A 25,703-nucleotide genomic window follows, 5' to 3' on the forward strand; every position below is an offset into this window, starting at 1 on the left:
CATGCAGCTGACATACGACGCCGATGTCGAGGAGTTCCGCGCAGAGTTCTCCGCATTCCTTGACGCCAATCTGCCTTCTGAAGCCGACACCCTGGAGCGACCCCGTTCGGTGTCGCACATGCCGCAGTGGGCCCGCGACTGGCAGCGGTTGCTGTTCGACAACGGTTGGCTGCTTCCCGCCCAGCCGCCCGAGTTCGGCGGACGCAACGCCACCGTGGTGCAGACCTTCGTCCACCTCGACGAGCTGTGCCGCCGCCGGATCTACCACAGCTTCAACCCGCAGGGCGTCAACATCATTGCGGCATCACTGCTCACGTTCGGTACCGAGGAGCAGAAGCACCGCTGGGCCGTGCCGGTGCTGCGCGGTGAGAAGACCGCCTCACTGGGCATGAGCGAGCCGAGCGCCGGTTCGGACTTGGCATCGTTGCGTACGCGCGCTGAGTTTGTTTCGGATACAGATGAGCCCTACTTCGTCGTCAACGGCCAGAAGGTGTGGACCTCGGGCGCGCACGACGCCGACTTCCTGCTGACCTTCGTGCGGACCGATCCGGATGCGCCCAAGCACAAGGGAATCAGCGTACTGATCATCCCGACCGACACCCCTGGTGTCGTGTGCCGGCCGTTCGCCGACATGACCGGCGAGGAGAACCTGGACTTCAACGAGGTCTTCTTCACCGATGCCCGCGTACCGGCCGAGAACCTGGTCGGCCCGCTGAATGGCGGGTGGGGAGTGGCCAACGGATCGCTCGGCCATGAGCGCACCATGATGTGGCTCGGTTTCGCCGACCGGATCGACAACATGCTGGCCGATTTTCATCCGCGCACCGAGTTGGAGCGCGACCAGTACGCCACCACCATCATGGACTACCAGGCCTTGCGCGCCATGGGATCTGCGGCGCTGGCCAAGGCCTCACGCGGCGAAGCGGACACCGCATCGGTGTCGGTGCTCAAGCTGTTCGGCTCCGAGGCCGAGCGCAACGCGTTCGAGAACGCGCTCACCGCGGCCGGCCCGGACGGGTTGATCCATCCGACCACGTCGGGTCCGTACGCACACATGAACCTCGACCACTACTTCTCCAGCTGGTTCGAGCGCTACGCGCGCAGCTTCGGCGGAACCATCGCCGGTGGTACTTCGGAGATCCAGCGCAACATCATCGCCACCCAGGTGCTGGGGTTGCCTCGCCGCTGACTTTCTCCCGCCGAGCAGACACAAACCTGCCTATTTTCAAGGCGAAATGGGCAGTTTTGTGTCTGGTCGCGGTGGGCGTCAGGAGCGACGGACGGCGACGCCCCGCAATATGGTGTCCCGAGCGAGAACCAATGCGTAGCGTGTGCCGATCTTCTGAAGGATGTTCTCCGGAATCCACTGCTCGCCGATGATGCACCGGGTCAGCATGTCCGCGCCTGCCCGGTCGATGTGTATCTCGCCGGCTCGCACCCCCTCGGACAGAAGCGCTTTCATCTGGCGAATGCGGGTGGCAAATGACCATGCGGGATTGGCCGAGTCCGGAGGCGATTGGCGCAGCCACGCCAACTGAATGCGGAACTCGTCGGGGAACTGGTCGAGTGCGTTGATGTTGAGCCAGCTCAGCGCATCGAGCTTCTCCACGGTCGTGGAGTCCGTGTGGACGATGTCGGTCCATGCGCCGCCGACTTTGCGGCCGAATTCGAGCATGATCGACATCAGCAGCTCGTCCTTCGAGCCGATGATCCGGTAGACGGTCCCGGTACCCAATCCCGCGGCGGATGCGATGTCGCGGATGGTCGTCATCTCATAGCCGCGGCGGCCGAATTCCGTGCGGGCCACCGCGCGCAAATGGGCGGCCTTGAGGTCGGTGTCGTCCTCGGTGTCGTCCCAACTCTCGATGACTGCTTCCGCCGCGGCGAAGGCATTGGACCGATCCAGATCTCGATCGGAGGGGGGATCGGCGGCGAGGCCTTCCAGCGCTATCCGGCACTTCAGTTTCGCCACTGCGTCGGTCGAGGAGTTGTGCCGGATCACGTCGAGGCCGACGTGCAGCATGCTCTGGCAGAGTCGATCGGCGAGGGTTGGAAGGTCGATGTCGGAACGGATGTCGCCGCTCCTGCGGCCCTCGCGAAGCGCCTGCAACATGGCGGCCTGGATCTTCGACGGTTCGCGGGCAGTCAACTCGATGAGTTGGGGGTCACTACTCGGCCCCTCGAAAAACGACATCTGCAGGGCGGCCCGATGTTCGACCGCACACCGGGCGATGGCGCATCCGAGTGCAGTGATCTGCTCGGCGGCGGGGCGGGCGTCGGGTTCGTCGAGGCTTTCCAGCGCGGCCTCGCCGATGCGATCCAGATCAGCGTGATAAAGCCTGATCAGCTCGACGAGGATGGCTTCCTTCGATTCGAAATGGTGATAGAGACTGCCCGCGAGGATGCCCGCCGCATCGGCGATCTGCTGCAGCGAGCTGCGTAAGCCGGTGGTGGCGATGACGGCGTTTGCGGTCTTGAGGATCTCGGTGCGCCGCGTGGGATCGACCGAGGCCGAGTCGGAGACGGCTTTGAGCTTGGCACCACCCGGACTCGTCTTACCCACGGGACGGCCGCGTTTGGAGTTCCGTCCCACGGCGTCGGCGCCAGCCATCGCTGCTCCTTTCATCGCCGGTACGGAACCGGGAACCGATCCTACCGATCGGCACCCGCACTGCGGGGTTCCGGGAAGGCGACATCGGCGTTGTCGGGCATGGCACTGATTCCTCGTCGGTCGCACACCTGCAAAACCTCGTCGACGATGGAGTCCGGCACGATGAACGTGTCGGTGGAGGATATTTCCTCCAGGTGCTGCTCGATGTCCTCTGCTGCGGGCTCACCCTCCGCGCCGGCCAACCAGCCTTCGCTCAACCCCACGAAGACCCGTGCGTATCGGCCGGCGCAAGCCGAGTAATTGCGGTGGGTGAACGTGCAGCTTCTGCTCGCGAGGAAGGTCACCAGAGGCACGACGAGTTCGGGTCGAATGGCTCGCATGAAGCCGGACTCGGCCAGGAACTTCTCGTCGCCGACGGTCTCGGTGACCATCCGTGAAAAGCCAGTGGGCAAAACGGTGTTGGAGTTGATCCCGTGCGCGGCACCTTCGATGGCGATGACGTTGGAGAGGCCGACAAGTCCGGTTTTGGCCGCCGCGTAGTGTGCCTCCATCGGCTGGCCGAAATTGCCTGCCGACGAGGAGATGAAAACGAATCGGCCGTAAGACTGTTGCTTCATCACCTTGTACGCGGGCTGGCTCAGATAGAAGCCGCCGTCGAGATGGACTCGAAGCATGCGACGCCAGTCGTCTGCGCCGAGTTGCTCGAACGGAATGCTGTTGAAGATTCCCGCATTGCTGACCACGACGTCGAGCCGGCCGAAACTCTCCATCGCCGAGTCGACGATCGCCTGGCCGCCTTCGGGACTGTCCACTGAATCGTAGGACGCGACTGCCTGGCCGCCGGCCCGCTTGATTTCCTCGACAACCTGGTCCGCGACCGCGGCGTCCGAGCCGTCGCCGTGCATGGTTCCGCCGAGGTCGTTGACGATCACGGACGCTCCCCGGCGAGCCAGATCGATGGCATACAGCCGGCCCAGTCCGCGTCCGGCTCCGGTCACCACGGCCACCTGGCCGGTGAAGTCGATCATGTTGCACTCCCCGCTGATTCGCGTCCCAACGGACTTTCTGTTGACGCCAGTGGGGCCGAACTCTACGGTGGAACAGATATTTGGTCAATCGGTGGGAACCCGGCGAGTTGCGGAGGTGGTCGAGTGTCCGACGGCGGCGAGGAGGACCGATTCTTCGGACTGGGCCTGCTGACGTCCGCGCTCGCCGGCCGCCCGGTCGCAGTGGCCCCCGTCGAGTCAGGGGAGCCGTCGTGGACCGACGGTGAAACCGTGTTCGTGGATCCCTCGGTGCCCGTACGCAAGCAACTCGAATCAGTGGCAGTCCAGGCGTCGTTGATTGCCGCGGGGAGCCTGACCGCGGACGTCGTCGGAGCGATGGTTCGCCACCCGCGGGTGGCTAAACGCTATCTGGCCGTCGAAGGGCACCGCGCGCTTCTCGCCAACGACATGCTGCTGCCGGGTGTCCTCGGCGCATTGGCAGACCGCGGCATCGGCGGCCGGAGCGATTCGGCGGCCAAGTCATTGTCTATCGCGTTGGGAAAAGATGTGGTCGACGATCCGCCTGGTGTTTTCGGTGTCATTCGCCCGAAGAAGGTGCTGGCGGCCGGCAGCCGTGCGGTCCAGCAGGTAGACCACGAGACGCCAGGCCACGTCCCGCGACGGCACGACAGCAAGCAGGCACTCGAGGAACTCGATGACGGTGAGGTGGACGACACCGGCGATCCGGACCTGTTCACCAGCCCGGTCGGCGGCGGTGGAGCGATCGGCAAATGGCTGAAGAAGATGTTGTCCTCGGTGCGGAAGACCGGCAGCGGTGGCGGACCGCCTGGCGCCGATTCGCCGACGCATCGCGTCGACTCGGGCAAGCGCGGAGCGAATGCGGTGTCGTCGTTGGCCTCTGCTGAGGCCGAGGACGGAAAGTATGGAGCCGACATCGAATCGGTCGGCCTCAGGTATCCGGAGTGGGACGTCGACCGCAAGGGCTACCGGCCGGACTGGTGCACGGTGCGTGAGGTCGAGCCGCGGTTGAAGGTATCCGCCGCACAGGCCATCGACACGGCCATCGGCGTGCGGCGGCCGCTCGCACGGCTCGGGATGGGTTTGCATCGCCGCCATCGTCAGTCTCAAGGCGACGACATCGACATCGATGCCGCGATCGAGGCGCGGGTGGAGGCGAGGGCCCGGTCGGTGCCGGACGAGGCCGTCTATCTCGACAGCCTGCGCCGCCGCCGAGACTTGTCGGTGCTCGTTTTGCTCGATGTTTCGGGTTCTACCGCCGAGCCGGGAACGGCTGGGCGCTCCGTGCATCAGCAGCAGCGAGAGGCGGTGGCCAACATGACGGTCGCGCTGCACGACCTTGGTGATCGGGTCGCGCTGTTCGCCTACTTCTCCCAAGGGCGCAAAGACGTGACGATGGTGCCGGTCAAGCGGTTCGACGACCATCTCGACGCCAGGGTGATCCAGAAGCTCAACAGCCTCGAGCCCGGCGCTTACTCACGGCTGGGAGCTGCCATCCGCCACGGCTCGGCGGTGCTGGAGGCCCGCGGCGGCACCTCGCGGCGACTCCTCGTCGTGGTGTCCGATGGGCTGGCGTACGACCACGGGTACGAGCGCGCCTACGGCGCTGCGGACGCGCGTCGCGCGCTGACCGAGGCGCGGCGCCGGGGAACCGGCTGTGTGTGCCTGACCGTGGGCGCGAGCACCGACGTCGCCTCGTTGCGCAGAATTTTCGGCAGTGCGGCGCATGCGACGATCGCCCGCCCCGACCAACTGGCGGGCGTGATCGGCCCGTTGTTCCGTTCGGCCCTGCGCGCAGCCGAGGTCCGACGGAGCGTGGCCTGACTGTAGCCCTGATGCTTTGTCTAAGAAAGCAATTGACGATTGAAACAAACATCTGTTCCGGCTAGGCTGCGATGAAGCCGCAACGGAGCGGGTGAGGAGAGGAAGCGATGGCCAGTGAGACAGGATCTGCAACAGGGTCTGCACTCGGGCTCGCCTACCAGAACGGCACGCAGTCCGATGCACAGGCTGAGGCCATGAACCGTCCCTACTACACGCCGGTCGGAAACGAGGAGGCGGTTTTCAAGGCGGCTTACCGCCAGGGCCTCTCGGTGGTCCTGAAGGGTCCGACCGGCTGCGGCAAAACCCGCTTCGTCGAGGCGATGGCCCATGAACTCGGACGCCCCCTGATCACCGTGGCATGCCACGACGACCTGACCACCGCAGACCTCGTCGGCCGCTATCTGCTGCGGGGTGACGAGACGGTCTGGGTTGACGGTCCGCTGACCCGCGCTGTGCGCGAAGGTGCGATCTGCTACCTGGACGAGGTGGTCGAAGCCCGCCAGGACACGACCGTGGTGTTGCACCCGCTCGCCGACTACCGGCGCCAACTGCCCATCGAGCGCCTCGGCGTGACGCTCGACGCCGCTCCTGGGTTCGGGCTGGTGGTGTCGTACAACCCCGGCTATCAAAGCGTTCTGAAGGATCTCAAGGACTCCACTCGTCAGCGGATGGTGGCCATCGAGTTCGGCTTTCCCGCCGCCGATATCGAAGAGAAGATCGTCGCGCATGAAGCCGGCGTCGATCCCGCGACGTCCGCCGAGTTGGTCCGCTTCGGCCAGGCGATACGTCGCCTGGAAACCGGGGGACTGCGCGAGGTCGCCTCGACCCGGGTGCTGATCGCGGCGGGCCGGCTGACCGCCGAGGGCCTGACGTTGCGTGAAGCGGCTCGAGCCGCGATCGCCGGCCCGCTCACCGACGATGTCACGGTGAGCCGCGGCCTGGCCGAGATGATCGATGTCTACTTCGGCGAGCCTGCCGGATCCGGCGATTGACGCTGTCCAACGTCGCCGTTAGTGTCAGAACAAATATTAGGTTAGCTCCGGTTCCCGGTCGGGGAGCTGCCTGCCGGGGAGGTCAGATGTCGTACGAGAGCACTGCGGAACCCATCAAGGTCGGCTACCTGATGGACTTCAAATTGCCGCCCGGATTCCCCGAGGAGCTGCAGGCTTCATTCACCCGGACCTTCGATCTCGTGTTCGCCGAGGCGGTGGAACAGGGACTGATGGATCGGCCGGTGCAGATGATCTACCGCGAGGTGGAGGGGCTGCCGAAGGGTTCGGTCAAGGCGGTCATCGATGCCTATGGCGAACTCGTCGACGAAGGCTGCCTGGTGGTGTTCGGACCGAACATCACCGACAACTGCGTGCCGGTGCGGGAAGCGATCGAAGAGCGCTTCAAGGTACCGGCGATCAGCGTCACCGGGACCGACGACTGGCTCGGCGACTGGACATTCGCCTTCCCTCAAGGGTCGATGACCGACGAACCCATCTTTCTGGCCGATCTGGTGGCGAAGCGGGGCCTGACCGAGATCGGCGTCCTGGTCGAGCAGAACCTGATCGGTGACAGCTATCTGAAGAACCTGCGAAGTGCATGCGCCCGCAAGGGTATTCGTATTGTCGCCGAAGCCGCGATCGCGCAGACGGCGCAGGACATCAATACCGCGGTGAGCACGCTGCACCAAGCGAAGGCCGAGGCCATCGTTCATCTCGGTTTCGGTTTCGGAATCGTGTTCATCAACCCGGCACTGGAGGCTGTCGACTGGGATCCGCCGCGCTTCACCACCACCGCATTTCAGAATGCGTGGGTCAACCCGATCATGTGGCAGGCGTTCCTGGGCTGGGTTGGGGTCGATCAGTACGACGAGGGCAACCCGGTCGGACAGGCCTGGCTCGACCGGTATGCCAAGCGGTACAACGGCAGTCGGCCCGAGTACTGCGTGTCGGTGGTCAATCACGACGTCGCGGCCACGCTGGTGCGCGCCTTCACCGACGCCCATCCGTTGAGCCCGCGCGGGGTCAAGGAGGCGCTTGAGCGCGTGAAGATGATGCCCGCCGCCTCCGGTGCGCCCGGAACCCGGGTGTCCCTGGGGAAGTGGACGCGGCGCGCGTGGATGGGCTCGGGATACCTGGTCGCGCGGACCCTCGATGCGGACGGTGTCAATTCGCACCTGGTCGACCGGTTCGGGGAGGACTGACATGACGACACAGGAATCCCCACCGTCAGACTCGCGGGTCGAGCGACCACCGCGCAACGGCCCGAACTGGGGCCGAGTGATCTCTTTGATCGCCTGGCTGGGCTTCCTGGGATTGTTCGCCGCAGTCGGGCGGACCGCAGTCGACCCACGGGTGGCCAACCCGAATGTCGAAGGCAGGCCACGTCCGGTCGGCTTCCTGACCTCGTTCGATCACTGGCAGGTCATCCCGCAGGTGGGGGCCGTGACCATAGTTGTGGTGTTCACGGTCGCCTTCATCCTCGGCTGGCGGAAGAACCCAGGAAGCCCGGTATTGCTGATGGTCTTGTGCACGACGCTGATCGTGTGGCAGGACCCGATCATGAACTGGTCGCCGTATGCGGTCTACAACCCGATGCTGTTGCACTGGCCGGAATCCTGGTTGCTGATCATGATGTCGCCGACAGTGGAACCCTTCATCGTGTTCGGCTACGTCTTGTTCTATTTCGGCCCGTACTTTCCGGCGGTCTGGATCCTGCGCAAGTTGCAGGCCAGGCACGGACCAAAGGCGTTCGTCGCACGGCACCCGCTGATCAGCTTGGGCGCACTGGTGTTGGTGATCGGCTTCGTCTTCGACGCCGTGCTGGAGGTCAGCTTGGTGCGTACCGGGCTGTACATCTACTCGCAGGCGATCCCGTTCGGCACGATGTTCGGTGGCAGCACTTTCCAGTTCCCGTTGATCTGGGAGTCGCTCTCGGTGACCTTCGTGATGATCCCGGCGGCGATACTGGTGTATCGCGACGACACCGGAAAGTCGGTGGCGGAGAAGCTCGCCGCGAAGGCGAGGCTGTTCCCGACCAAGCCGGTCCTCGGCACCTTCCTGGTGATGTTCGCGATCATCAACGTGTCGTACTTCGCTTACGGCGGTTGGTTCTGGGCGATCAAGGCCAGTGGGTTGGCCACCTCGGTCGCCTGCCCGTGGCCGTACCCAGAGGCGAAGATCTATGACCCGCAGGGCTATTACCGGGCGAACGGAGCCGAGGGGCCGTACTCGGTCGGCAAGTGGTCCACCTGGCAGCAGGGGCCGTCTCGCAACCCCGACGTCGAACTGGGTTCGAAGAGCGACAGGTGCGCAACGGAGAACCATGGCTGAGCCCCGCAGCACCGAACCGCGCAGCGTCGTCATCACCGGGGCGTCCCGCGGGCTGGGCTTCGCATCGACCGCGCGCCTTTATCGCGAGGGGTGGCGCGTGGTCGCTGCGATGCGCACGCCCGAGCGGGGAATGCCGTTACTGCGCGAGGCGACAGGAGCCCGCGAGGATGACGACCGGCTGCTCGGCGTCCAGCTCGACCTCACCGACACTGCGTCGATCGCCGCGGCAGCCAAGACGATCGAAGAGGCCGTCGGCGCGCCGCATGCGTTGGTGCACAATGCCGGTATCTCGGCGGCGGGAATGGTCGAGGAGAGCTCGCCTGACCTTTGGGAGCGCATGTTCGCCACGAACATCTTCGGCCCGGTGGCGCTCACCAAGGCTCTTCTGCCGTCCATGCGAAAGGCCGGCCGCGGCCGCATCGTGCTGATATCCAGCGCAGCGGGTGTGCGCGGAATGCCTGCCACGGCGCCGTATTCGGCGGTCAAGGGCGCGCTGGAGCGGTGGGGTGAATCGATGGCCGGTGAGGTGGCCCCATTTGGAATCGGTGTGACGATCCTGGTCGCCGGGACCTACGACACCGAGATCATCACCGACGCGGGAACTACCGACGACCGCAATCTGGACGGGCCGTACGCTGCCCACCACCGCACGATGGACAAGCGTGGGCGGGCCATGATGAAGCACGCGGCCAAGTCGCCGGAGATATTCGCCGCGGGCTTGACGAAGGCGCTCGACGGCTCGAAGCCGTTCGTCAGGACGGCGGTTGGACGTGACGCACGAATGTTGTTGATTGCCAACCGCTTACTACCTGCTGCTGGGCTGCATCAGATGACGCGGCTGATGATGGGAATCCCGCGGTTCGGCGCACTGCGACGAAAAGGTGCAGGCCATGGCTGACTTCGAATCGAGGATGCTGATCGACGGCAAACTGGTCGACGGTCAGACTGGGACATTCGCCAACATCAACCCGGCGACTGAGGAGGTGCTCGGAGAGGTTTCGGACGCCTCCAAGACCGACATGAACCGGGCCATCGCGGCGGCCCGCCGTTCGTTCGACCAGACCGATTGGTCGACCAACCACCAATTCCGCAAGCGGTGCCTCGAACAATTACACGAGGCAATCGAAGCTGAGCTGGACGAGTTGCGTGAGGAACTCATCTCCGAAGTGGGTGCTCCGCGTGCGGTGACGCACGGGCCGCAACTCGACGCTCCGCTGGCCGATGGCCTCAAGTTCCCCGCCCGGCTCATCGAAACGTTCCCGTGGGAAACGGATCTCGGGGATACCCTCGTCTCCGTCACCGGGGTGAACACGACGCGCAAGGTGTGGCGTGAGCCGGTCGGGGTGGTTGGCGCCATCGTGCCGTGGAACTTTCCGTTCGAGGTCGCCATCAACAAGCTGGGGCAGGCGCTGGCGACCGGCAACACAGTGGTGCTCAAGCCGGCGCCGGACACGCCGTTCAACGCCACGCGGCTCGGCCGGCTCATCGCCGAGAACACCGACATCCCCGCGGGCGTCGTGAATGTCGTGACGGCATCGGACCACCTCGTCGGCGAAGAGCTGACCCTGTCGCCCAAGGTCGACATGATCTCGTTCACCGGCTCCACGACGGTGGGCAAGCGGATCATGGAGAAAGGTGCTGCGACGATGAAGCGGCTCTTCCTCGAGCTCGGCGGTAAGTCAGCGACGATCGTCTTGGAGGATTTGGATGACACAGCGTTCAACACCGCCTGCCTGATCGGTATCGGTCCGCTGTTGCACGCGGGGCAGGGCTGCGCCGCTCCCACCCGAATGTTGTTGCCGCGTTCCCGCTACGACGAGGGAGTCGCGATTCTGAAGGCCATCTACGAGAACATCGTGCCCGGTGACCCGCAGGACCCCGGAACCCTGTGTGGCCCGGTCATCTCGGCCAGGCAGCAGGTGCGCATCCTCGACTACATCAGACAAGGCGTCGACGAGGGCGCCACGATGCTGGTCGGCAGTACGCAGGCGCCGACGGCACTGGATCTGTATGCCAAGGGATTCTGGGTCAACCCAACACTTTTCATCGATGTGGACAACGCGATGACGATCGCCCAGGAGGAGATCTTCGGACCGGTTCTCGTCGTCATTCCCTACGAGGATGAAGAGGATGCCATCCGGATCGCCAACGACAGCCCCTACGGACTCGCGGGCAACGTCATGTCGAGCTCGCTGGAGCGGTCGCTCGCCGTCGCTCGCCGGCTTCGCGCCGGGTTCATCGGGCTCAACGGTACCGCGGGCTACGGCGCCGACACACCGTTCGGCGGCTATAAGAACAGCGGCGTCGGACGCCAGAACGGCATCGCCGGATTCGAGCAGTACACCGAGATCAAGTCCGTCGCATACCCGGCACGGTAGAGGAGAACGAGAGAAGGAGGAAGCTATGCCCCAGTTATTTGAAGACCTCGAGGACTTCGGCTCCTTCGACGATGCCGTGTCGGGCGATGTTCGCGACCCCTACCCGGAGCTCGCCAGGCTTCGGCACGAGGAGCCGATCCAGCGGATCGACATGTCGGCGATGCCGGGGGAGCAGGGCATGCCTGTCTTCATCGTGTACCGCTACGAGGACGCCCAGCAGATGCTGCGCGACAACTTGACGTTCTCGTCGTCGGGTGTCATCGCGGCGTTCGGCCCGGTGCTCGGTGAGCGCGTGATGCTGGGTATGGACGAACCGGTGCACGGTCGGCTGCGTTCGCTCGTGTCCAAGGCGTTCTCGCAAAAAGCCCTGGCGCGGTGGGAAGACGAACTGGTCGGGCGAATCGCCAACGAGCTCATCGACAAGTTCGCCTCCAAAGGCAAGGTCGACCTGGTCAAGGACTTCACCTTCGACTATCCGAGCCGTGTCATCGCCGGGTTGTTGGGGCTGCCCGAGGCGGACTATCCGCAATTCCAGCGCTGGTCCATCTCGCTGCTGAGCTGGATCATGAACCCGGAGCGCGGCCTGGCGGCGTCGGCTGCACTGTGCGAGTACTTCGCACCCATCCTCCAGGCCCGCCGAGCCCAACCGAAGGAAGACATGATCAGTCTTCTGGCGGAGGCTGAGATCGACGGTGAGAAGCTCACCGACGAGGAGATCTTCTCGTTCCTGCGACTGCTGTTGCCCGCAGGTGTGGAGACCACGTATCGGTCGCTGGGCAATCTGCTCTTCGGATTGCTCTCCGACACAACGCAGCTGGACGCGGTCCGGGCCGACCGGTCGCTGTTGCCACAGTCCATCGAGGAAGCGGTGCGCTGGAACCCGCCACTGCTGACCATCACGCGCACCACCACCTGCGATACCGAACTCGGCGGGGTACACATTCCGGCAGGCTGTTCGGTGATGCCGATGCTCGGTTCGGCGAATCGGCAGGAAAATCGGTGGGCCGACCCAGACGAGTTCGACATCTTCCGGACAGCCAAGGGAAACCTTGGTTGGGGCCACGGGGTGCACGTGTGCCTGGGCATGCACCTGGCGCGACTCGAAATGCGTACCGCTGTCGACCTTCTGCTGGATCGGCTGCCCAACCTGCGTCTGGACCCCGACGGCGACGATCCCCACATCCGCGGACAGGTCTTCCGATCACCGACCTCGTTGCCAGTTCTGTTCGACCCGTCAGGAGCCTGATGTGACCGATTTCGACGTTGTGGATTTCTTCACCGACCCGGCACTGGTGCCTGACCCTTACCCCTATTTCGACCACCTGCGGTCCAAATGCCCTGTGGCGCCTGCGACCCCGTTCAACGTCCTCGCCGTAACCGGGTACGACGAGGCGCTTGCGGTGTACAAGGACCCGGCGTTCTCCTCGTGTGTGTCGGTGGCCGGGCCGTTCTCCGGCCTGCCGTTCGGGCCGGGGGACAGCGACGACGTCTCGGAGCTGATCGAGCAGCACCGCGGGCAGGTTCCGATGGCCGAGCACATCACCTCGCAGGATCCGCCGGTCCACAGCCGCACCCGCGGCCTGATGAACAAGCTGATCACCCCCAAGCGCCTCAAGGAAAACGAAGACTTCATGTGGCGGCTGGCCGACCAGCAACTCGACACGTTCATCGACAAGGGCGGCTGCGAATTTCTCGCCGACTACGCAAAACCGTTCTCGCTGCTGGTCATCGCCGACCTGCTGGGTGTCCCCGCCGAGGATCACGAGGAATTCAAGGCGGCGTTCGCACTCGAAACTGTGGGGGAGCTCGGCAAGGAGGCACCGACAACGCACAACCCGCTGCAGTGGCTCAACGACAAGTTCTACGCCTATATCGAGGACCGCAGGCGGGCGCCGCGTGAAGATGTGCTGACCGGACTGGCGCAGGCCAAGTACGAGGACGGTTCGACACCCGAGATCGAGGACGTCATGAACCTGTCGACGTTCCTGTTCGCGGCCGGTACCGAGACCACGACGAAGTTGGTGAGTTCGGCGGTGCGGTTCATCGGCGACAATCTGGGGTTCGAAAAGTTGCTGCGCGAGGACCGCAGCAAGATTCCGGCCTTCCTGGAAGAGACTCTGCGGCTGGAGAGCCCGGTCAAATCGCACTTCCGGATGGCCAGCAAGGCGACCAGCATCGGTGATGTCGAGGTGCCGGCCGGGACGACCGTCATGGTACTTCCCGGTGCGTGCAACCGTGACGAGCGGAAGTTCCCCGACCCCAACTCATTCCAGGCCGACCGTGCCAATGTGCGGGAGCAGATCGCCTTTATTCGCGGTGTCCACTCCTGCCCGGGAGCCCCACTGGCCCGAGCCGAAGGCCGCATTTCGCTGAACAGGATTCTCGATCGGATGAGCGACATCGCGATTTCCGAGGAACACCACGGCCCAGCGGACAACCGCGACTACGCGTACGAGCCAACGTTCATCATGCGTGGTCTCGCCGCACTGCATATCACGTTTACGCCGCTCGGCTGAGCACGCACATCAAGAGGAGCACAACATGACCGGAAAGCTCGACGGCAAGGTCGCTTTCATCACCGGAGCGGCACGTGGGCAGGGCCGCGCGCATGCGGTGGCGATGGCCAAGGAAGGTGCCGACATCATCGCGGCGGACATCTGCCGAGACATCCCGTCCAATCCCTATCCGCTGGCCACACCCGAGGACCTCGCCGAGACCGAACGCAAGATCAAGGAACTCGGCCGCCGCGTCGTCGCACGGGTGGCCGATGTCCGGGAGCGTCATGAGTTGCGCGACGCGGTCGAGGCCGGGATCGCCGATCTCGGCAAGATCGACATCGTCGTCGCCAACGCGGGCATTCTGCCGATGGCGATGGGTAATCCTGATCCGATGGGGTTCGTCGACGCCTCCGACGTCGATCTGCTGGGCGTGATGAACACCGTCGCCGTGGCGATACCGCATCTGCCCGACGGCGCGTCGATCATCGTGACCGGTTCCACCGCGGGCATGATCCGCGGTACCACGACCAGCCCGGATATGGGTCCGGGCGGAGCGGGGTACGGCTGGAGCAAGCGCATCGTCATGGAGTACGTCGACGAGATGTGTCTTCACCTGGCACCGAGGATGATCCGGGTCAACGCCATCCACCCGACCAACTGCAACACCCATCTGCTGCAGAACGAGGGCATGTACGGGGTGTTCCGCCCCGACCTCAAGGCCGCGGGCAAGACGGCCACCCGCGAGGACGCCGAACCCCTGTTCAACCTGTTCCAGGCGATGCCGATCCCGTACATCGAACCGGAGGACATGGCCAATCTCGGGGTATTCCTGGCAAGCGAGGAGAGCCGCTACATCACCGGGCAGCACATCCGCGTCGATGCCGGTTCCCTGCTCAAGTGGCCCAACGGGCCCCAGTAGTTCTCCGAGGAGGGGCAATGGGCGCAATCATCATGTTGGGCACCCTGTTTGGCCTGATCGTCCTGATCGTCGGCCTGGTGGTGTATTTCGACCCGGAGGCGCGTCGCACACCGCCTGAGCCGCAACCCTCACCGGGGCCGGAGGCGGGTCAGTGAGCGTGCAGGTCTTGATCAACGCCGGAGTGGCGTTCGCATACATCAGCGGGCTGGGTTTCCTGGCCGTCGGTGTCTATTTGAGTGTGCGGCGTGGGCGTCTGCATCCGTTGCTGCTGTTGTGCATCTCGGCGCTCTCGTTCTCCTGGATCGAGGCACCGTACGACTGGGCGGTGTATGCGCAGTTCCCGCCCGAACTACCGCGGATGCCGTCCTGGTGGCCGCTCAACATGACCTGGGGCGGCGGACTGCCCTCGGCAGTTCCGGTGGGCTACATGGGGTACTTCGTACTGCCGGCCATCATCGGTGCGGCACTTGGCCGTTGGGTGTGCGGAAAATGGAACTGGCGCCGACCGCAGACCCTGCTTGTGGTGGGCTTCGCTGTGGGATTCCTCTGGGCCCTGTTCTTCAACGCGATCATCGGCGCGCGGCTCGGCCTGTTCTACTACGGCTATGTGATCGAAGGATTGGGGCTGTGGGAGGGAACCAAGCACCAGTACCCGATCTACGACGCCATCGCCATGGGTCTGCAGATGATGGTGTTCACGTATCTGTTGGGCCGCACCGATTCCCAGGGCCGCAACGTGATCGAGATATGGGCAGACAGGATTTCGGCGACCCGGCTGCAATCGGGTGTGCTGTCGGTGATCGCCGTGATCGTGGTCGGCCATGCCGTCTACGCCTCGGTGTTCGCACCGCACCTGGTCACCAAGCTCGGCGGTTGGGTGACAGCAGGACCCACCGAGCAGTTCTTCCCCGGGGTACCGAATCAGCCCAAGTAACGCCCGGCGGTCAATCATCAGGAACACGGCATGATTGGAAGGTGGAACGACGGTGACGGTCGACCCCGCGGTGGAGTTGTATTACGACCCCTTCGACTTCGCGATTGACGACGACCCGTATCCGATCTGGCGGCGAATGCGTCAAGAAGCTCCGCTGTACTACAACGACAAGTACAACTTCTACGCCCTGAGTCGCTACGACGACGTGGCCAAGGCCCTGCCCGATTGGGAGACCTACCGGTCGGGGCGGGGTACAACGGCGGACATCCTGTTCAGCGGCATCGAGGTGCCGCCGGGCATCCTGCTGTTCGAGGACCCGCCACTGCATGATCTGCACCGGCGTCTGCTGTCCCGGGTCTTCACGCCCCGGCGCATGCTGGCCGTCGAAGACCTGGTGCGTGGATTCTGTTCTCGTGCACTAGATCCACTGATGGACAGCGGCGGATTCGACTTCGTCGCCGACCTCGGCGCGATCATGCCGATGCGTACCATCGGGTACCTGCTCGGGATTCCCGAGGAGGGGCAGGAGAAGATCCGTGACCGCACCGACAAGAGCATTTCGGTCGGGAATGAGGCCGGCGACATCAGCGGGGCGATCTTCGCCGAGTCCCTCGCGGAGTTCGCGGACTACATCGAGTGGCGGGCTACCCATCCTTCCGACGACCTGATGACCGAATTGATCAACGCGGAGGTGGAGGAGCCGGACGGGTCGCGGCGCCGGCTCGACCGCACCGAAGTTCTCGCCTACACGGCCATGATCGCCGGGGCCGGGGGTGAAACCACGGCCCGGCTCATCGGCTTCATGGGACAGCTTCTCGCGGAGCACCCCGACCAACGTCATGAGCTCGCCGCCGATCCGGCGTTGATCCCGATGGCCGTGGAGGAAACACTGCGCTTCGAACCGCCGTCACCGGTACAGGCGCGCTACGTAGCGGCCGATGTCGAACTGTACGGGCACACTGTGACCGAAGGGTCCTACATGCTGCTGCTCAACGGCTCGGCCAACCGGGACGACACCCGGTATATCGATCCGGACCGCTACGACATCCACCGCAAAGGCAGCCATCTGAGCTTCGGCCAGGGGCTGCATTTCTGCCTCGGTTCGGCACTGGCCCGGCTTGAGGCGAGGGTGGCCTTCGAAGAGGTCCTGAAGCGCTGGACCGACTGGACGGTCGACTACGAATGCGCGACCATGGCCCACACCTCAAGCGTGCGGGGATGGGCGCGGATGCCGGTCAAGACCGGCTCAACATGTCAGTAGTTGTTGCAGCTGCCCGCGATCGCATTGATCGGCCCGAAGTACTCCTGAGCGGCCGGGCTGGCCTGCAGCTGGGCCACCGTCTGCTGACGCTGGGCAGGCCCCGAGGCCAGGAAGTTACGCAACGCACCCTGGGCGAACGGGGAAGCATTGAACTGCTGGGCAAGGTCTGGACGCTGCGCGTTGAGCGCCGCCATGACCTGCTCGTAGCTACACGTCGTGTTGACCACGCCGCTGAAATCGGGTTGGGCGGATGCCACCCCCGTCACCAGCGGAACGGACAGGGCCAGCCCACCGAGAGCGGCCGCGATGTACTTGAAAGATTTGATCACCTGTTGGAACCCCCATGTTGTTCGCCCAAGAAGGCGACGCCTTGCACGTTTGCCGGACCCGACCTCATTCGAGGTTAACAGGCGGCAGACGTACAAGGCGTCCTCGCGAAACCGCTGTCGGTTGCGTCAGTCGATGACGGCGGCTTCCTTGCGCTCGGTGATCGGCCGGGCCAACTCCTGCTCATTGCAGATGCGCTGCAGCTTCTCCAAGGTCTCGTCCAGGCCGGGGCCGAGCGGTTTCCCTGGTGTGAAGGTCGCGGGCAGGTTCCGCATGCCCTGGATGACGCCGATCGTGTCGTAGTGAATGGCGCCTTCCGGGTCGCACACGTAATCCGGCATCCGATCCAGGACCGCGGTGAGCATCGACTTGAACACCGTGCGGGCCACGTTCGAACCCACGCAGCGGTGCACGCCGATGCCGAAGCTGAAGTGCCGGTTGCCCTTGCGATCCAGGACGACCTCGTTGGGCCTGTCGAACACCGACGGGTCCCGGTTGGCCATCGCCCACGACAACCACAGCCGCTCGTACTGCTTGAACTGGTGCCCCGCAACCTCGACGTCCTCGGCGAAGGTGCGCCCGTCACCGGGTGCCGGGGTGAAGAACCGAAGGAACTCCTCGGTCGCGGGGTGCAGCAGGCTGTCTCGTTCCCGGCTGAGCCGGTCGCGTTCGTCGGTGTGCTCGCCGAGCCACTCCAGTGCGTGTGCGGTGAGCGCCGTCGTGGTGTCGAAACCTCCACCGATGACCAGGCCGAGGTTGCCCAGGATCTCCATGTCGGGGGCCGGTTCGCCGTCGATCCGCAACTGCAGCAGAGCATTCACCAGACCCGGCCGCGGGGTCTCCCGGATCTCCATCATGTTGTTGATGATGTCGATGCCCATTTCGCGGTGCTGCTCGTTGATCTTCTCCCGGTCGGGGGAGTGTTCGGGCGTGTACACCGACGCATGGGTGGGCTCGCTGTAGACGTTCCACTTCTTCAGCTCGATGCCCATCATGGCCAGCGTGAAGACCGCGGGCACCACGTTGGCCAGGTGCTCGACGAAGTCGATCCGGCCCGACGCGATGTGTTCGTCGAGTGCGGCCCTGGTGATCTCATCGACGAACGGTTCCCAGCGCTTGATCGCCGCGGGAGACAGATACGGGTTCAGCGCACCGCGGTACGCGCTGTGTTCGGGCTCGTCCATTTCGAGGATGCCGCCCCGAACGACGGTGGCACGGCTGGCTTTCGGGATGGTGATGCCCTGAAACGGAGTCTCACCGCTGATGTCGTGGTGATTGGACACCACCGGACAGCGAGCCAGCTCGAACACGTGCTTGCTGTCCGCGGCGATCCAATGCCCGTTGTAGACATCGGTCCAGGCCATCGGGCACTTGGCGTGCATTTCCTCGGTGATGTCCTGGAACTGCTCCCGGTACTCCGGGGTGTGCCGGTCGAACTGGATCTTGTGTTTCTTGCGGTCGTCGTCGGTAACGACATCGACGGCTGCTCCTCGCGCAAGCGGCTCATCGCTACGGCCGATACTCACGGCGTTGTCTCCCTTTGTCATTGGCCGGCCTCATTCCTCGATGAGGATGGCCTGCTCGGGGCAGGACTGCGCTGCCTCCCGGACCGCATCTTCCTGGTCGGCAGGCACCACGTCCGACACCGGAGATGAATGACCGTCGACGTCGTCGAGTTCGAACGAGTCGGGCGCGATCATCGCGCAGAGGGTATGCCCCTGGCAGCGACTGGCATCGACCGAAACCTTCACTACGCCAACTCCTTTCGAATCAATGGCTGAGTAATCACACGTGGTAGTCGTACCACTTGAGGTAGCCACCGGCGTCGACGCGCAGCTGCATACCGGTGACGTAGCGGGACTCGTCGGAAGCCAGCCACAGCACCGCGTTGCTGATGTCCTCGGGCTCGATGAAGTTGACCTTCATCGCCTGCTGCACACCGAACACCGGTTCGGCGTCGGCGCGGGTGGGGTTCTCCAGATCCGGCCGGAACGAGCGGTACATCGGCTCGCTCTGCAGCATGTTCGTGTTGCAGTTGGTCGGGTGGATGACGTTGGCGCGGATACCGCGCACCGCCAATTCGGTGGCCAGCGCATGCACGTACTCGGAGATCAGCCGCTTGGAGATCATGTAGCCCATGCCGCCCGGATCGCCACCCGGGTTGGGCTTGTTGTGGGCGTCCATCAGCGCGGCGGCCGATGCGGTCGCGATGATCGAAGCGCCTTCTTTGAGGTGTGGCAGCGCGACCTGGATGGCGTTGATGGTGCCGACGAAGTTTGTGTTGATGCCGTCGGTCCACGCCTGCATCGCGGGCTGACCCTTCATCGCGGCGATGCCGGCCTGCGCCACGACGATGTCGACCTTGCCGAACTCCGCGAGCCCGGCGTCCAGCGCACCGCGCAATTCGGCCTCGTTGCGGACATCGGCCTGGGCGGTGACGATGCGCCGACCGGTCTTCTCGACGTAGTTCTTGGTCTCTTCGAGATCTTCGGCTGTCGCCATCGCATAGCCGACGGTGTCGTAGTTCTTACAGATGTCGACCGCGATGATGTCGGCGCCCTCTTCGGCCAGCCGGACCGCGTGGCTGCGGCCCTGGCCGCGTGCCGCGCCGGTGATGAATGCGACTTTCCCGGCCACCCGGCCTTCTGCGCTGCTTCCCACTGCATATGTCCTTTCGCTGCTGATGATGTTTCGGGTGCGTCGCGCCCGTCAGGTGTTACGGCCGCCGTTGACGCCGAGGATCTGGCCGGTGATGTAGCTCGCCTCGTCGGAGACGAAGAAGGCGCAGGCCGCGGCGATGTCTTCCGGCTTGCCCATCCGCCGTACCGGGGTCTGTTCGATCTGCCTGTCGGTGTCCCCGAGGAACCCCTTGCCTTCGGCCTTGCGCAGCATGGGGGTGTCGATGAAGCCCGGCGGCACGGCGTTGACTGTGATGCCGCTGGGGCCGAGTTCCAGCGCGAGGCTCTTGGTCAGACCGTTCACCGCGGACTTCGCCGCGACATAGGGCGCCATGAAGGGCTGACCCGAATGTGTGCTCGATGACGAGATGTTGACGATCCGGCCCCAGCCGGCCTCGAGCATGTCGGGCAATACCGCCTGTACACAGTGGAATACGCCGTTGAGGTTGACGTCGATGATCTGCTGCCACTTCTCGAACGAGACGTCGCTGAAACGCTTGAAGCAGTCCAGCCCGGCGGCGTTGACCAAGACCGAGATCGGGCCGAGTTGGGCGCGAACGGCGTTGAGTGCGGAGTCGACGGCGGCGCGGTCGGTCACGTCGGCGACGTGGGCGAACTCATCGTCGGATTGCTGCAGGTCGAGTGTCGCGACATGGAGGCCGTCGGCGCGCAAGCGGGCCGCGACGGCCGCCCCGATGCCTGAACCTCCTCCGGTGACAACGGCATTCTTCATGGCAGATCTCCGGTCGCCGGGCGAGGCCGGACTTTCTCAGGGGTCAAGAATCATCCTTCCGATTATGAGAACCGTACTCTCGGACTGGCCCGCACCGCAAGATCCGGGCCCAACCTCGGTGCCGCCTGCACGGATGGTGGATTCGCAGCGAATAGGGCATGACTAGCTGATCTAGCTTTCACTTGAGTTCTCATCGAGCGAATGTATGATTCGCCGGTGATGAGAATGCAGTTTCCATCACAGTGGGAAACGCCTGAGGAGGATGATGCAGCAGGAAGCGCCGACCATCGCGCAAGAACAGCGTGCTGACCGGAAGTTGTTGATCGGCGGAGAGCTGCGCGAGACGCCGCGGACGTTTCCTTCCGTCAATCCAGCTACCGGTGAGGTATTCGGCCATGCGCCGGACGCAACCGTCGCCGATGCCGAGGCCGCGGTCGCTGCGGCCAGGCACGCGTTCGACAACACCGACTGGTCCACGAACACGGAATTGCGGATCCACTGCCTGGAGCAGCTGCACCAGACACTGGTCGAACATCGCGACGAATTGGCCGCCCTGACCACCACCGAGGTCGGGGCCACGGCTGCGCTGTGCGCCGGCGCGCAGCTCGACGGGCCGATCGACATCGTCCGTTACTACGCGGAGCTGCTCAAGACCTACCCGCTGACCGAGGACCTCGGAAACATCGAGAGCCGCGGCATGCAGCATCACCGGTGGGTTGAGAAGGAAGCGGGCGGCGTGGTGGCCGCGATCATCGCCTACAACTATCCGAACCAGCTGGCCCTGGCCAAGCTGGCGCCGGCCCTGGCTGCCGGCTGCACCGTGGTGCTCAAGTCGGCTCCGGATACCCCGCTCATCACGCTGGCCCTCGGCGAGCTGATTGCCAACCACACCGACATCCCGGCCGGCGTCGTCAACGTGCTCTCGGGTGCGGACCCAGAGGTCGGCGCGGTGCTCACCACGAGTCCCGACGTCGACATGGTCACCTTCACCGGCTCCACGCCCACCGGCCGGCGCATCATGGCCGCGGCGAGTGAGACCTTGAAGAAGGTGTTCCTGGAGCTCGGCGGCAAGTCGGCCGCGATCGTGCTCGACGATGCCGACTTCAATACCGCCGCACTGTTCTCGGCCTTCAGCATGGTCACCCACGCCGGTCAGGGCTGCGCGCTGACTTCGCGGCTGCTCGTGCCCGCCAAGCACAAGGACGAGATCGTCGAACTGATCAAGAACAACTTCGGCCTGGTCCGCTACGGCGATCCGACCGATCCCAAGACCTACATGGGGCCGCTGATCAGCGAGAAGCAGCGGGACAAAGTCGACGGCATGGTCCAGCGGGCCGTCGAGGCCGGCGCGACGCTGGTCACCGGTGGACAGAAGGTCGATCCGGGCTACTTCTATACCCCGACACTCCTGGCTGATGTCGATCCGGACAGTGAGATCGCCCAGGAAGAGGTCTTCGGACCGGTGCTGGCGGTGATCGCCTACGAGGACGACGACGACGCCGTGCGGATCGCCAACAACTCGATCTACGGGCTGTCCGGCGCGGTGTTCGGCAGCGAGGATCGTGCGCTGGGCGTGGCCCGGCGGATCCGGACCGGCACGTTCTCCATCAACGGCGGCAACTACTTCAGCCCCGACAGTCCGTTCGGCGGGTACAAGCAGTCCGGCATCGGCCGCGAGATGGGCACCGCCGGACTCGAGGAGTTCATGGAAGCCAAGACGTTCGCGCGGGTGCTGTCGTGACCGGCCCGTTGCAAGGAGTTCGCATCCTCGAGGTCGCGATGTACGGCTTCGTCCCGTCGGCGGGTGCAGTGCTGGGGGAGTGGGGTGCCGACGTCATCAAGGTCGAGCACGCCGTCACCGGCGACCCGCAACGCGGCCTGCGTCAGACCGGGCCGTTGCGCGTGGAGGGCGACCCGAATCCGAACATCGAGCATGCGAACCGCGGCAAGCGCAGCATCGGGCTGGACATGTCGGTGCCGGAGGGTCGCGAGATCCTGCTGGAACTGGCCAAAAAGGCCGATGTCTTCCTGACCAGTTTCCTGCCGGGGCACCGGCAGAAGTTCGGGATCGACGTCGAGGACATTCGCGCGGTGAACCCGAAGATCATCTATGCCCGCGGCAGCGCGCTGGGGCCCCGCGGTGACGAGTCGGTCAAGGGCGGCTACGACATGACCGCCTTCTGGTGCCGGGCCGGCACGGCCGCGACGATCACTCCCGCCGGGATGGCGGGAATGATCGCACCACCGGGGCCCGCCTACGGTGACACCATCTCGGGCACCAACCTGGCCGGCGGTATTGCCGCGGCATTGTTCAAGCGGGAGCGCACCGGCGAGCCGTCGGTGGTGGACGTCTCGCTACTGGGGAGCGGCCTGTGGTCGATGGGCCACACCGTGGCGTTGACCCAGCACCTGAATGAATTGATGGTGACACCGCCACCCGGTGTACACGGGTCGCCGATCAATCCGCTGGTCGGGTTGTACGCGACCGCGGACGATCGCTACATCTCCTTCGTGATGATGCAGCCGACCAAGTTCTGGGCCGACGTCTGCCGGCACATGGACCTGGAGAGCTACATCGACGATCCGAGGTTCGCCACGGCCGAATCGTTCGCAGAGAACACGCCCGACGCGGTCGAGATCCTCACCGAAGCGATGAAGAAGCGAACTTTGCCAGAGTGGAGCGAGCGATTCGCCACGCTGGCCGGTCCGTGGGCTCCCGTGCAGGACACCCTCCAGGCCGGCAAGGATGCCCAGGTCCGGGCCAACGAGTACCTCGTGCAGGCGGGCGAGCTCGAATTGGTGGCCAATCCGGTGCAGTTCGACGTCACCGCGCCGAGCACCGGGCCCGCGCCGGGCTTCGCCGAACAAACCGACGACATCCTGGGCGAACTCGGACTGGACTGGGATCGCATCATCGAACTCAAGACCGTCGGCGCCGTCACCTAAGCCGCCTCTGTGATGCCCTTCAACGATTCCACCGGAACCCGCCTGTCGTGGGCTGCTGCCAACGCAGCTCACGGCACAAGGGGCCATGCGGTGCAACCGTACGGGCTGGGCCGCGCCAATTGTCAACTACCCGAGCAAGTTCTACGTTATTTGCCTCCGCGACAGATCCCGGGTCCGATAGCATCAGGCACCCGGGGGGAAGTCATACGGACAAGTCTGTCCGGCTTCGCCGCTGGATCCGGTGGAGCGCAGAACATCAGCGGGAAACAGGAGGTGCGTCAGATGCTCGAACGCACCTCGTATTTGCCGGCTGTTGTCGAGTCGCCGGGCCCACACGCGGTCATGGATGTCAAAGATATTGGGGCTGAGTTGAATTCGGATTACAGCCGGATCGGTAAACACCCAACCAGCCGGTTGGCATGTGCTGATTCCGGGGTTGCGGCATGACCCCGGTGGGGCCGCAGGCCGCACCATGCGCACTAGATCTGTTCGAGCACCGGCGCGCTGAACCACTTAACATCGGCGCACCAACGGCGGTGTCGGCAGCCACTTGCCGGGACAGGAGTTCTGATGGCAGATAAATGGTCGACCGGAGTACCTCTGGTACGTAGCCTGTCCGGCCCCATGCAGGCCGTCGGGGCGCTGTTCTCGATGGCGTTGGATGCGGTGCGGTTCGTGTTCGTGCGGCCGTTTCAGTGGCGGGAGTTCCTCGAGCAGTGCTGGTTTGTGGCCCGGGTGTCGATGGCGCCGACGCTCTTGGTGGCGATCCCGTTCACCGTGCTGGTGAGCTTCACCCTCAACATCCTGCTCCGCGAACTCGGTGCGGCCGATCTGTCCGGCGCCGGCGCTGCCTTCGGTGCGGTGACCCAGCTGGGGCCGATGGTGACGGTGCTGATCGTCGCCGGTGCCGGTGCGACGGCGATGTGCGCGGATCTGGGTTCCCGCACGATCCGCGAGGAGATCGACGCCATGGAGGTGCTGGGCATCAACCCGATCCAGCGCCTGGTGACCCCCAGAATGCTGGCCTCGGGGCTCGTGGCATTGCTGCTCAACAGCCTGGTGGTGATCATCGGCATTCTGGGTGGCTACGTGTTCTCGGTATTCATCCAAGATGTGAACCCGGGTGCGTTCGCGGCCGGCATCACGCTGCTGACCGGTGTGCCCGAGGTGATCATCTCGTGCGTCAAGGCTGCGCTGTTCGGACTGATCGCCGGGCTGGTGGCCTGTTACCGCGGGTTGACCATCAGCGGTGGCGGCGCCAAGGCGGTGGGCAACGCGGTGAACGAGACCGTGGTGTACGCCTTCATGGCGCTGTTCGTCATCAACGTGGTCGTCACGGCCATCGGTATCCGCATGACGGCGCACTGAGGCAGGGGAAGCAATGGGAACCATGACGATCCTGCGGTCGACCTATCCGCGGGTGACCCGGCAGTTCAACAAGCCGGTGTCGACGTTGAGCCGCATCGGCGATCACACGCTGTTTTACCTCAAGGCGCTGGCAGGCACTCCGCACGCCGCCATGCACTACCGCAAGGAACTCGTCCGGCTGATCGCCGAGATCTCCATGGGCGCAGGCACATTGGCCATGATCGGCGGCACGGTGGTGATCGTGGGGTTCTTGACCCTGGCTACCGGCGGTGTGCTCGCCATCCAGGGCTATTCCTCGCTGGGCAACATCGGCATCGAAGCGCTGACCGGATTCCTGGCCGCCTTCATCAACGTCCGGATCGCTGCGCCCGTGGTGGCCGGTATCGGGCTGGCCGCGACCTTCGGGGCGGGCGTGACGGCCCAACTCGGGGCGATGCGCATCAACGAGGAGATCGACGCGCTGGAAGCGATGGCGATCCGGCCCGTCGAATACCTGGTGTCCACCCGCATCGTGGCCGGGATGATCGCCATCACCCCGCTGTACGCGATCGCGGTGATCCTGTCGTTCCTGGCCTCCCAGTTCACCACCGTGGTGTTGCTCGGGCAGTCGGGCGGCCTTTACGACCACTACTTCACGACGTTCCTCAACCCGATCGACCTCCTCTGGTCGTTCCTGCAGGCCATCCTGATGGCCATCACCATCCTGTTGATCCACACCTACTTCGGCTACTTCGCCTCCGGCGGGCCATCCGGAGTCGGGGTGGCGGTAGGCAACGCCGTACGTACCTCGCTGATCGTCGTGGTCTCGGTGACCCTGCTGGTGTCACTGTCCGTCTACGGCTCCAACGGCAACTTCAACCTGTCGGGTTAGGGAGAAG

24 protein-coding genes are annotated in these 25,703 nt (G+C 64.6%); 17 read left to right on the forward strand and 7 right to left on the reverse strand.

The genetic code is table 11. The features are described 5' to 3' along the window. The first annotated feature begins 1 nt into the window (after nucleotide 1). Nucleotides 2-1,189, forward strand: a complete 1,188-nt coding sequence (locus tag ACZYZF_RS27680) for an acyl-CoA dehydrogenase family protein (RefSeq protein ID WP_463747343.1) — start codon at nucleotides 2-4, stop codon at nucleotides 1,187-1,189. A gap of 78 nt (nucleotides 1,190-1,267) precedes the next feature. On the opposite strand, the gene ACZYZF_RS27685 is transcribed toward ACZYZF_RS27680, so the two are convergent. Together ACZYZF_RS27685 and ACZYZF_RS27690 are read right to left on the reverse strand one after the other, a co-directional pair. Beyond that, a complete protein-coding gene (locus ACZYZF_RS27685) occupies nucleotides 1,268-2,611 on the reverse strand; it encodes a TetR/AcrR family transcriptional regulator (protein WP_463747342.1) in 1,344 nt (447 codons plus the stop codon). 41 nt (nucleotides 2,612-2,652) lie between these two features. Continuing rightward, the gene (locus ACZYZF_RS27690) at nucleotides 2,653-3,639 is read right to left on the reverse strand and encodes an SDR family NAD(P)-dependent oxidoreductase (protein ID WP_463837403.1); all 987 of its coding nucleotides are present in this window, start codon (nucleotides 3,637-3,639) and stop codon (nucleotides 2,653-2,655) included. 123 nt (nucleotides 3,640-3,762) lie between these two features. Here ACZYZF_RS27690 and ACZYZF_RS27695 point away from each other — a divergent pair, with 123 nt between their 5' ends. The 12 genes from ACZYZF_RS27695 to ACZYZF_RS27750 all read left to right on the forward strand — a co-directional run bounded on the left by ACZYZF_RS27695 (nucleotide 3,763) and on the right by ACZYZF_RS27750 (nucleotide 16,773). Further along, entirely contained in the window at nucleotides 3,763-5,460 is a 1,698-nt protein-coding gene (locus tag ACZYZF_RS27695) for a nitric oxide reductase activation protein NorD (RefSeq protein ID WP_463747340.1), read from the forward strand. 194 nt (nucleotides 5,461-5,654) lie between these two features. Further along, entirely contained in the window at nucleotides 5,655-6,452 is a 798-nt protein-coding gene (locus tag ACZYZF_RS27700) for an AAA family ATPase (protein WP_463747504.1), read from the forward strand. Nucleotides 6,453-6,538: 86 nt separating this feature from the next. Next, nucleotides 6,539-7,654, forward strand: a complete 1,116-nt coding sequence (locus ACZYZF_RS27705) for an ABC transporter substrate-binding protein (protein WP_463747339.1) — start codon at nucleotides 6,539-6,541, stop codon at nucleotides 7,652-7,654. A 1-nt stretch (nucleotide 7,655) separates the two neighbouring features. Further along, nucleotides 7,656-8,783: a spirocyclase AveC family protein gene (locus ACZYZF_RS27710; RefSeq protein ID WP_463747338.1), complete on the forward strand. Its 1,128-nt coding sequence runs from the start codon at nucleotides 7,656-7,658 to the stop codon at nucleotides 8,781-8,783. Further along, nucleotides 8,776-9,681 carry an SDR family oxidoreductase gene (locus tag ACZYZF_RS27715; protein ID WP_463747337.1) on the forward strand — a complete coding sequence of 302 codons (906 nt, stop codon included), beginning with the start codon at nucleotides 8,776-8,778 and terminating at the stop codon, nucleotides 9,679-9,681. Before ACZYZF_RS27710 ends, ACZYZF_RS27715 begins: the two co-directional genes overlap by 8 nt. Further along, entirely contained in the window at nucleotides 9,674-11,161 is a 1,488-nt protein-coding gene (locus ACZYZF_RS27720; protein WP_463747336.1) for an aldehyde dehydrogenase family protein, read from the forward strand. Before ACZYZF_RS27715 ends, ACZYZF_RS27720 begins: the two co-directional genes overlap by 8 nt. Nucleotides 11,162-11,186: 25 nt before the next feature. After that, nucleotides 11,187-12,407: a cytochrome P450 gene (locus tag ACZYZF_RS27725; protein WP_463747335.1), complete on the forward strand. Its 1,221-nt coding sequence runs from the start codon at nucleotides 11,187-11,189 to the stop codon at nucleotides 12,405-12,407. Between the two features lies 1 nt (nucleotide 12,408). After that, a complete protein-coding gene (locus tag ACZYZF_RS27730) occupies nucleotides 12,409-13,677 on the forward strand; it encodes a cytochrome P450 (protein WP_463747334.1) in 1,269 nt (422 codons plus the stop codon). Nucleotides 13,678-13,702: 25 nt separating this feature from the next. Continuing rightward, entirely contained in the window at nucleotides 13,703-14,578 is an 876-nt protein-coding gene (locus ACZYZF_RS27735; RefSeq protein ID WP_463837404.1) for a mycofactocin-coupled SDR family oxidoreductase, read from the forward strand. A 17-nt stretch (nucleotides 14,579-14,595) separates the two neighbouring features. Further along, the gene (locus ACZYZF_RS27740) at nucleotides 14,596-14,733 is read left to right on the forward strand and encodes a hypothetical protein (RefSeq protein WP_463837406.1); all 138 of its coding nucleotides are present in this window, start codon (nucleotides 14,596-14,598) and stop codon (nucleotides 14,731-14,733) included. Next, nucleotides 14,730-15,512 (forward strand): spirocyclase AveC family protein, encoded by a 783-nt coding sequence (locus ACZYZF_RS27745; protein ID WP_463747333.1) that lies wholly within the window; start codon nucleotides 14,730-14,732, stop codon nucleotides 15,510-15,512. Before ACZYZF_RS27740 ends, ACZYZF_RS27745 begins: the two co-directional genes overlap by 4 nt. A 52-nt stretch (nucleotides 15,513-15,564) precedes the next feature. Continuing rightward, entirely contained in the window at nucleotides 15,565-16,773 is a 1,209-nt protein-coding gene (locus ACZYZF_RS27750) for a cytochrome P450 (protein ID WP_463747332.1), read from the forward strand. Here the strand turns inward: ACZYZF_RS27750 and ACZYZF_RS27755 are convergent. The 5 genes from ACZYZF_RS27755 to ACZYZF_RS27775 form a co-directional block, all read right to left on the reverse strand. Beyond that, nucleotides 16,767-17,102 (reverse strand): hemophore-related protein, encoded by a 336-nt coding sequence (locus tag ACZYZF_RS27755; RefSeq protein ID WP_463747331.1) that lies wholly within the window; start codon nucleotides 17,100-17,102, stop codon nucleotides 16,767-16,769. The genes ACZYZF_RS27750 and ACZYZF_RS27755 overlap by 7 nt on opposite strands. Before the next feature lie 126 nt (nucleotides 17,103-17,228). After that, nucleotides 17,229-18,620, reverse strand: a complete 1,392-nt coding sequence (locus ACZYZF_RS27760; RefSeq protein WP_463747503.1) for a cytochrome P450 — start codon at nucleotides 18,618-18,620, stop codon at nucleotides 17,229-17,231. 36 nt (nucleotides 18,621-18,656) lie between these two features. After that, nucleotides 18,657-18,851 (reverse strand): ferredoxin, encoded by a 195-nt coding sequence (locus tag ACZYZF_RS27765; RefSeq protein ID WP_454791145.1) that lies wholly within the window; start codon nucleotides 18,849-18,851, stop codon nucleotides 18,657-18,659. Nucleotides 18,852-18,885: 34 nt separating this feature from the next. Next, nucleotides 18,886-19,761: a mycofactocin-coupled SDR family oxidoreductase gene (locus ACZYZF_RS27770; protein WP_463747330.1), complete on the reverse strand. Its 876-nt coding sequence runs from the start codon at nucleotides 19,759-19,761 to the stop codon at nucleotides 18,886-18,888. Nucleotides 19,762-19,809: 48 nt separating this feature from the next. Continuing rightward, complete coding sequence (locus ACZYZF_RS27775) at nucleotides 19,810-20,511, reverse strand: SDR family NAD(P)-dependent oxidoreductase (RefSeq protein ID WP_463747329.1); 702 nt, start codon at nucleotides 20,509-20,511, stop codon at nucleotides 19,810-19,812. Between the two features lie 262 nt (nucleotides 20,512-20,773). Here ACZYZF_RS27775 and ACZYZF_RS27780 point away from each other — a divergent pair, with 262 nt between their 5' ends. The 4 genes from ACZYZF_RS27780 to ACZYZF_RS27795 all read left to right on the forward strand — a co-directional run bounded on the left by ACZYZF_RS27780 (nucleotide 20,774) and on the right by ACZYZF_RS27795 (nucleotide 25,696). Further along, nucleotides 20,774-22,252 (forward strand): aldehyde dehydrogenase family protein, encoded by a 1,479-nt coding sequence (locus ACZYZF_RS27780; protein ID WP_463747328.1) that lies wholly within the window; start codon nucleotides 20,774-20,776, stop codon nucleotides 22,250-22,252. Further along, nucleotides 22,249-23,457: a CaiB/BaiF CoA transferase family protein gene (locus tag ACZYZF_RS27785; RefSeq protein WP_463747327.1), complete on the forward strand. Its 1,209-nt coding sequence runs from the start codon at nucleotides 22,249-22,251 to the stop codon at nucleotides 23,455-23,457. The genes ACZYZF_RS27780 and ACZYZF_RS27785 overlap by 4 nt, the downstream gene beginning before the upstream one ends. Before the next feature lie 570 nt (nucleotides 23,458-24,027). After that, a complete protein-coding gene (locus ACZYZF_RS27790) occupies nucleotides 24,028-24,825 on the forward strand; it encodes an MlaE family ABC transporter permease (protein WP_454791140.1) in 798 nt (265 codons plus the stop codon). A 13-nt stretch (nucleotides 24,826-24,838) separates the two neighbouring features. Beyond that, complete coding sequence (locus ACZYZF_RS27795) at nucleotides 24,839-25,696, forward strand: MlaE family ABC transporter permease (RefSeq protein ID WP_463747326.1); 858 nt, start codon at nucleotides 24,839-24,841, stop codon at nucleotides 25,694-25,696. Nucleotides 25,697-25,703: the final 7 nt, after the last annotated feature.

It is taken from the genome of Mycobacterium sp. IDUB_24 (assembly GCF_055419385.1).

What these genes read in the sequence shown, in the direction of transcription:
- ACZYZF_RS27705 (WP_463747339.1), top strand. Translation starts at nt 6,539, where the DNA reads ATGTCGTACGAGAGCACTGCGGAACCCATCAAGGTCGGCTACCTGATG.
- ACZYZF_RS27710 (WP_463747338.1), top strand. Translation starts at nt 7,656, where the DNA reads ATGACGACACAGGAATCCCCACCGTCAGACTCGCGGGTCGAGCGACCA.
- ACZYZF_RS27680 (WP_463747343.1), top strand. Translation starts at nt 2, where the DNA reads ATGCAGCTGACATACGACGCCGATGTCGAGGAGTTCCGCGCAGAGTTC.
- ACZYZF_RS27685 (WP_463747342.1), bottom strand. Translation starts at nt 2,611, where the DNA reads ATGGCTGGCGCCGACGCCGTGGGACGGAACTCCAAACGCGGCCGTCCC.
- ACZYZF_RS27740 (WP_463837406.1), top strand. Translation starts at nt 14,596, where the DNA reads ATGGGCGCAATCATCATGTTGGGCACCCTGTTTGGCCTGATCGTCCTG.
- ACZYZF_RS27780 (WP_463747328.1), top strand. Translation starts at nt 20,774, where the DNA reads ATGATGCAGCAGGAAGCGCCGACCATCGCGCAAGAACAGCGTGCTGAC.
- ACZYZF_RS27725 (WP_463747335.1), top strand. Translation starts at nt 11,187, where the DNA reads ATGCCCCAGTTATTTGAAGACCTCGAGGACTTCGGCTCCTTCGACGAT.
- ACZYZF_RS27720 (WP_463747336.1), top strand. Translation starts at nt 9,674, where the DNA reads ATGGCTGACTTCGAATCGAGGATGCTGATCGACGGCAAACTGGTCGAC.
- ACZYZF_RS27715 (WP_463747337.1), top strand. Translation starts at nt 8,776, where the DNA reads ATGGCTGAGCCCCGCAGCACCGAACCGCGCAGCGTCGTCATCACCGGG.
- ACZYZF_RS27790 (WP_454791140.1), top strand. Translation starts at nt 24,028, where the DNA reads ATGGCAGATAAATGGTCGACCGGAGTACCTCTGGTACGTAGCCTGTCC.
- ACZYZF_RS27735 (WP_463837404.1), top strand. Translation starts at nt 13,703, where the DNA reads ATGACCGGAAAGCTCGACGGCAAGGTCGCTTTCATCACCGGAGCGGCA.
- ACZYZF_RS27795 (WP_463747326.1), top strand. Translation starts at nt 24,839, where the DNA reads ATGGGAACCATGACGATCCTGCGGTCGACCTATCCGCGGGTGACCCGG.
- ACZYZF_RS27700 (WP_463747504.1), top strand. Translation starts at nt 5,655, where the DNA reads ATGAACCGTCCCTACTACACGCCGGTCGGAAACGAGGAGGCGGTTTTC.
- ACZYZF_RS27690 (WP_463837403.1), bottom strand. Translation starts at nt 3,639, where the DNA reads ATGATCGACTTCACCGGCCAGGTGGCCGTGGTGACCGGAGCCGGACGC.
- ACZYZF_RS27775 (WP_463747329.1), bottom strand. Translation starts at nt 20,511, where the DNA reads ATGAAGAATGCCGTTGTCACCGGAGGAGGTTCAGGCATCGGGGCGGCC.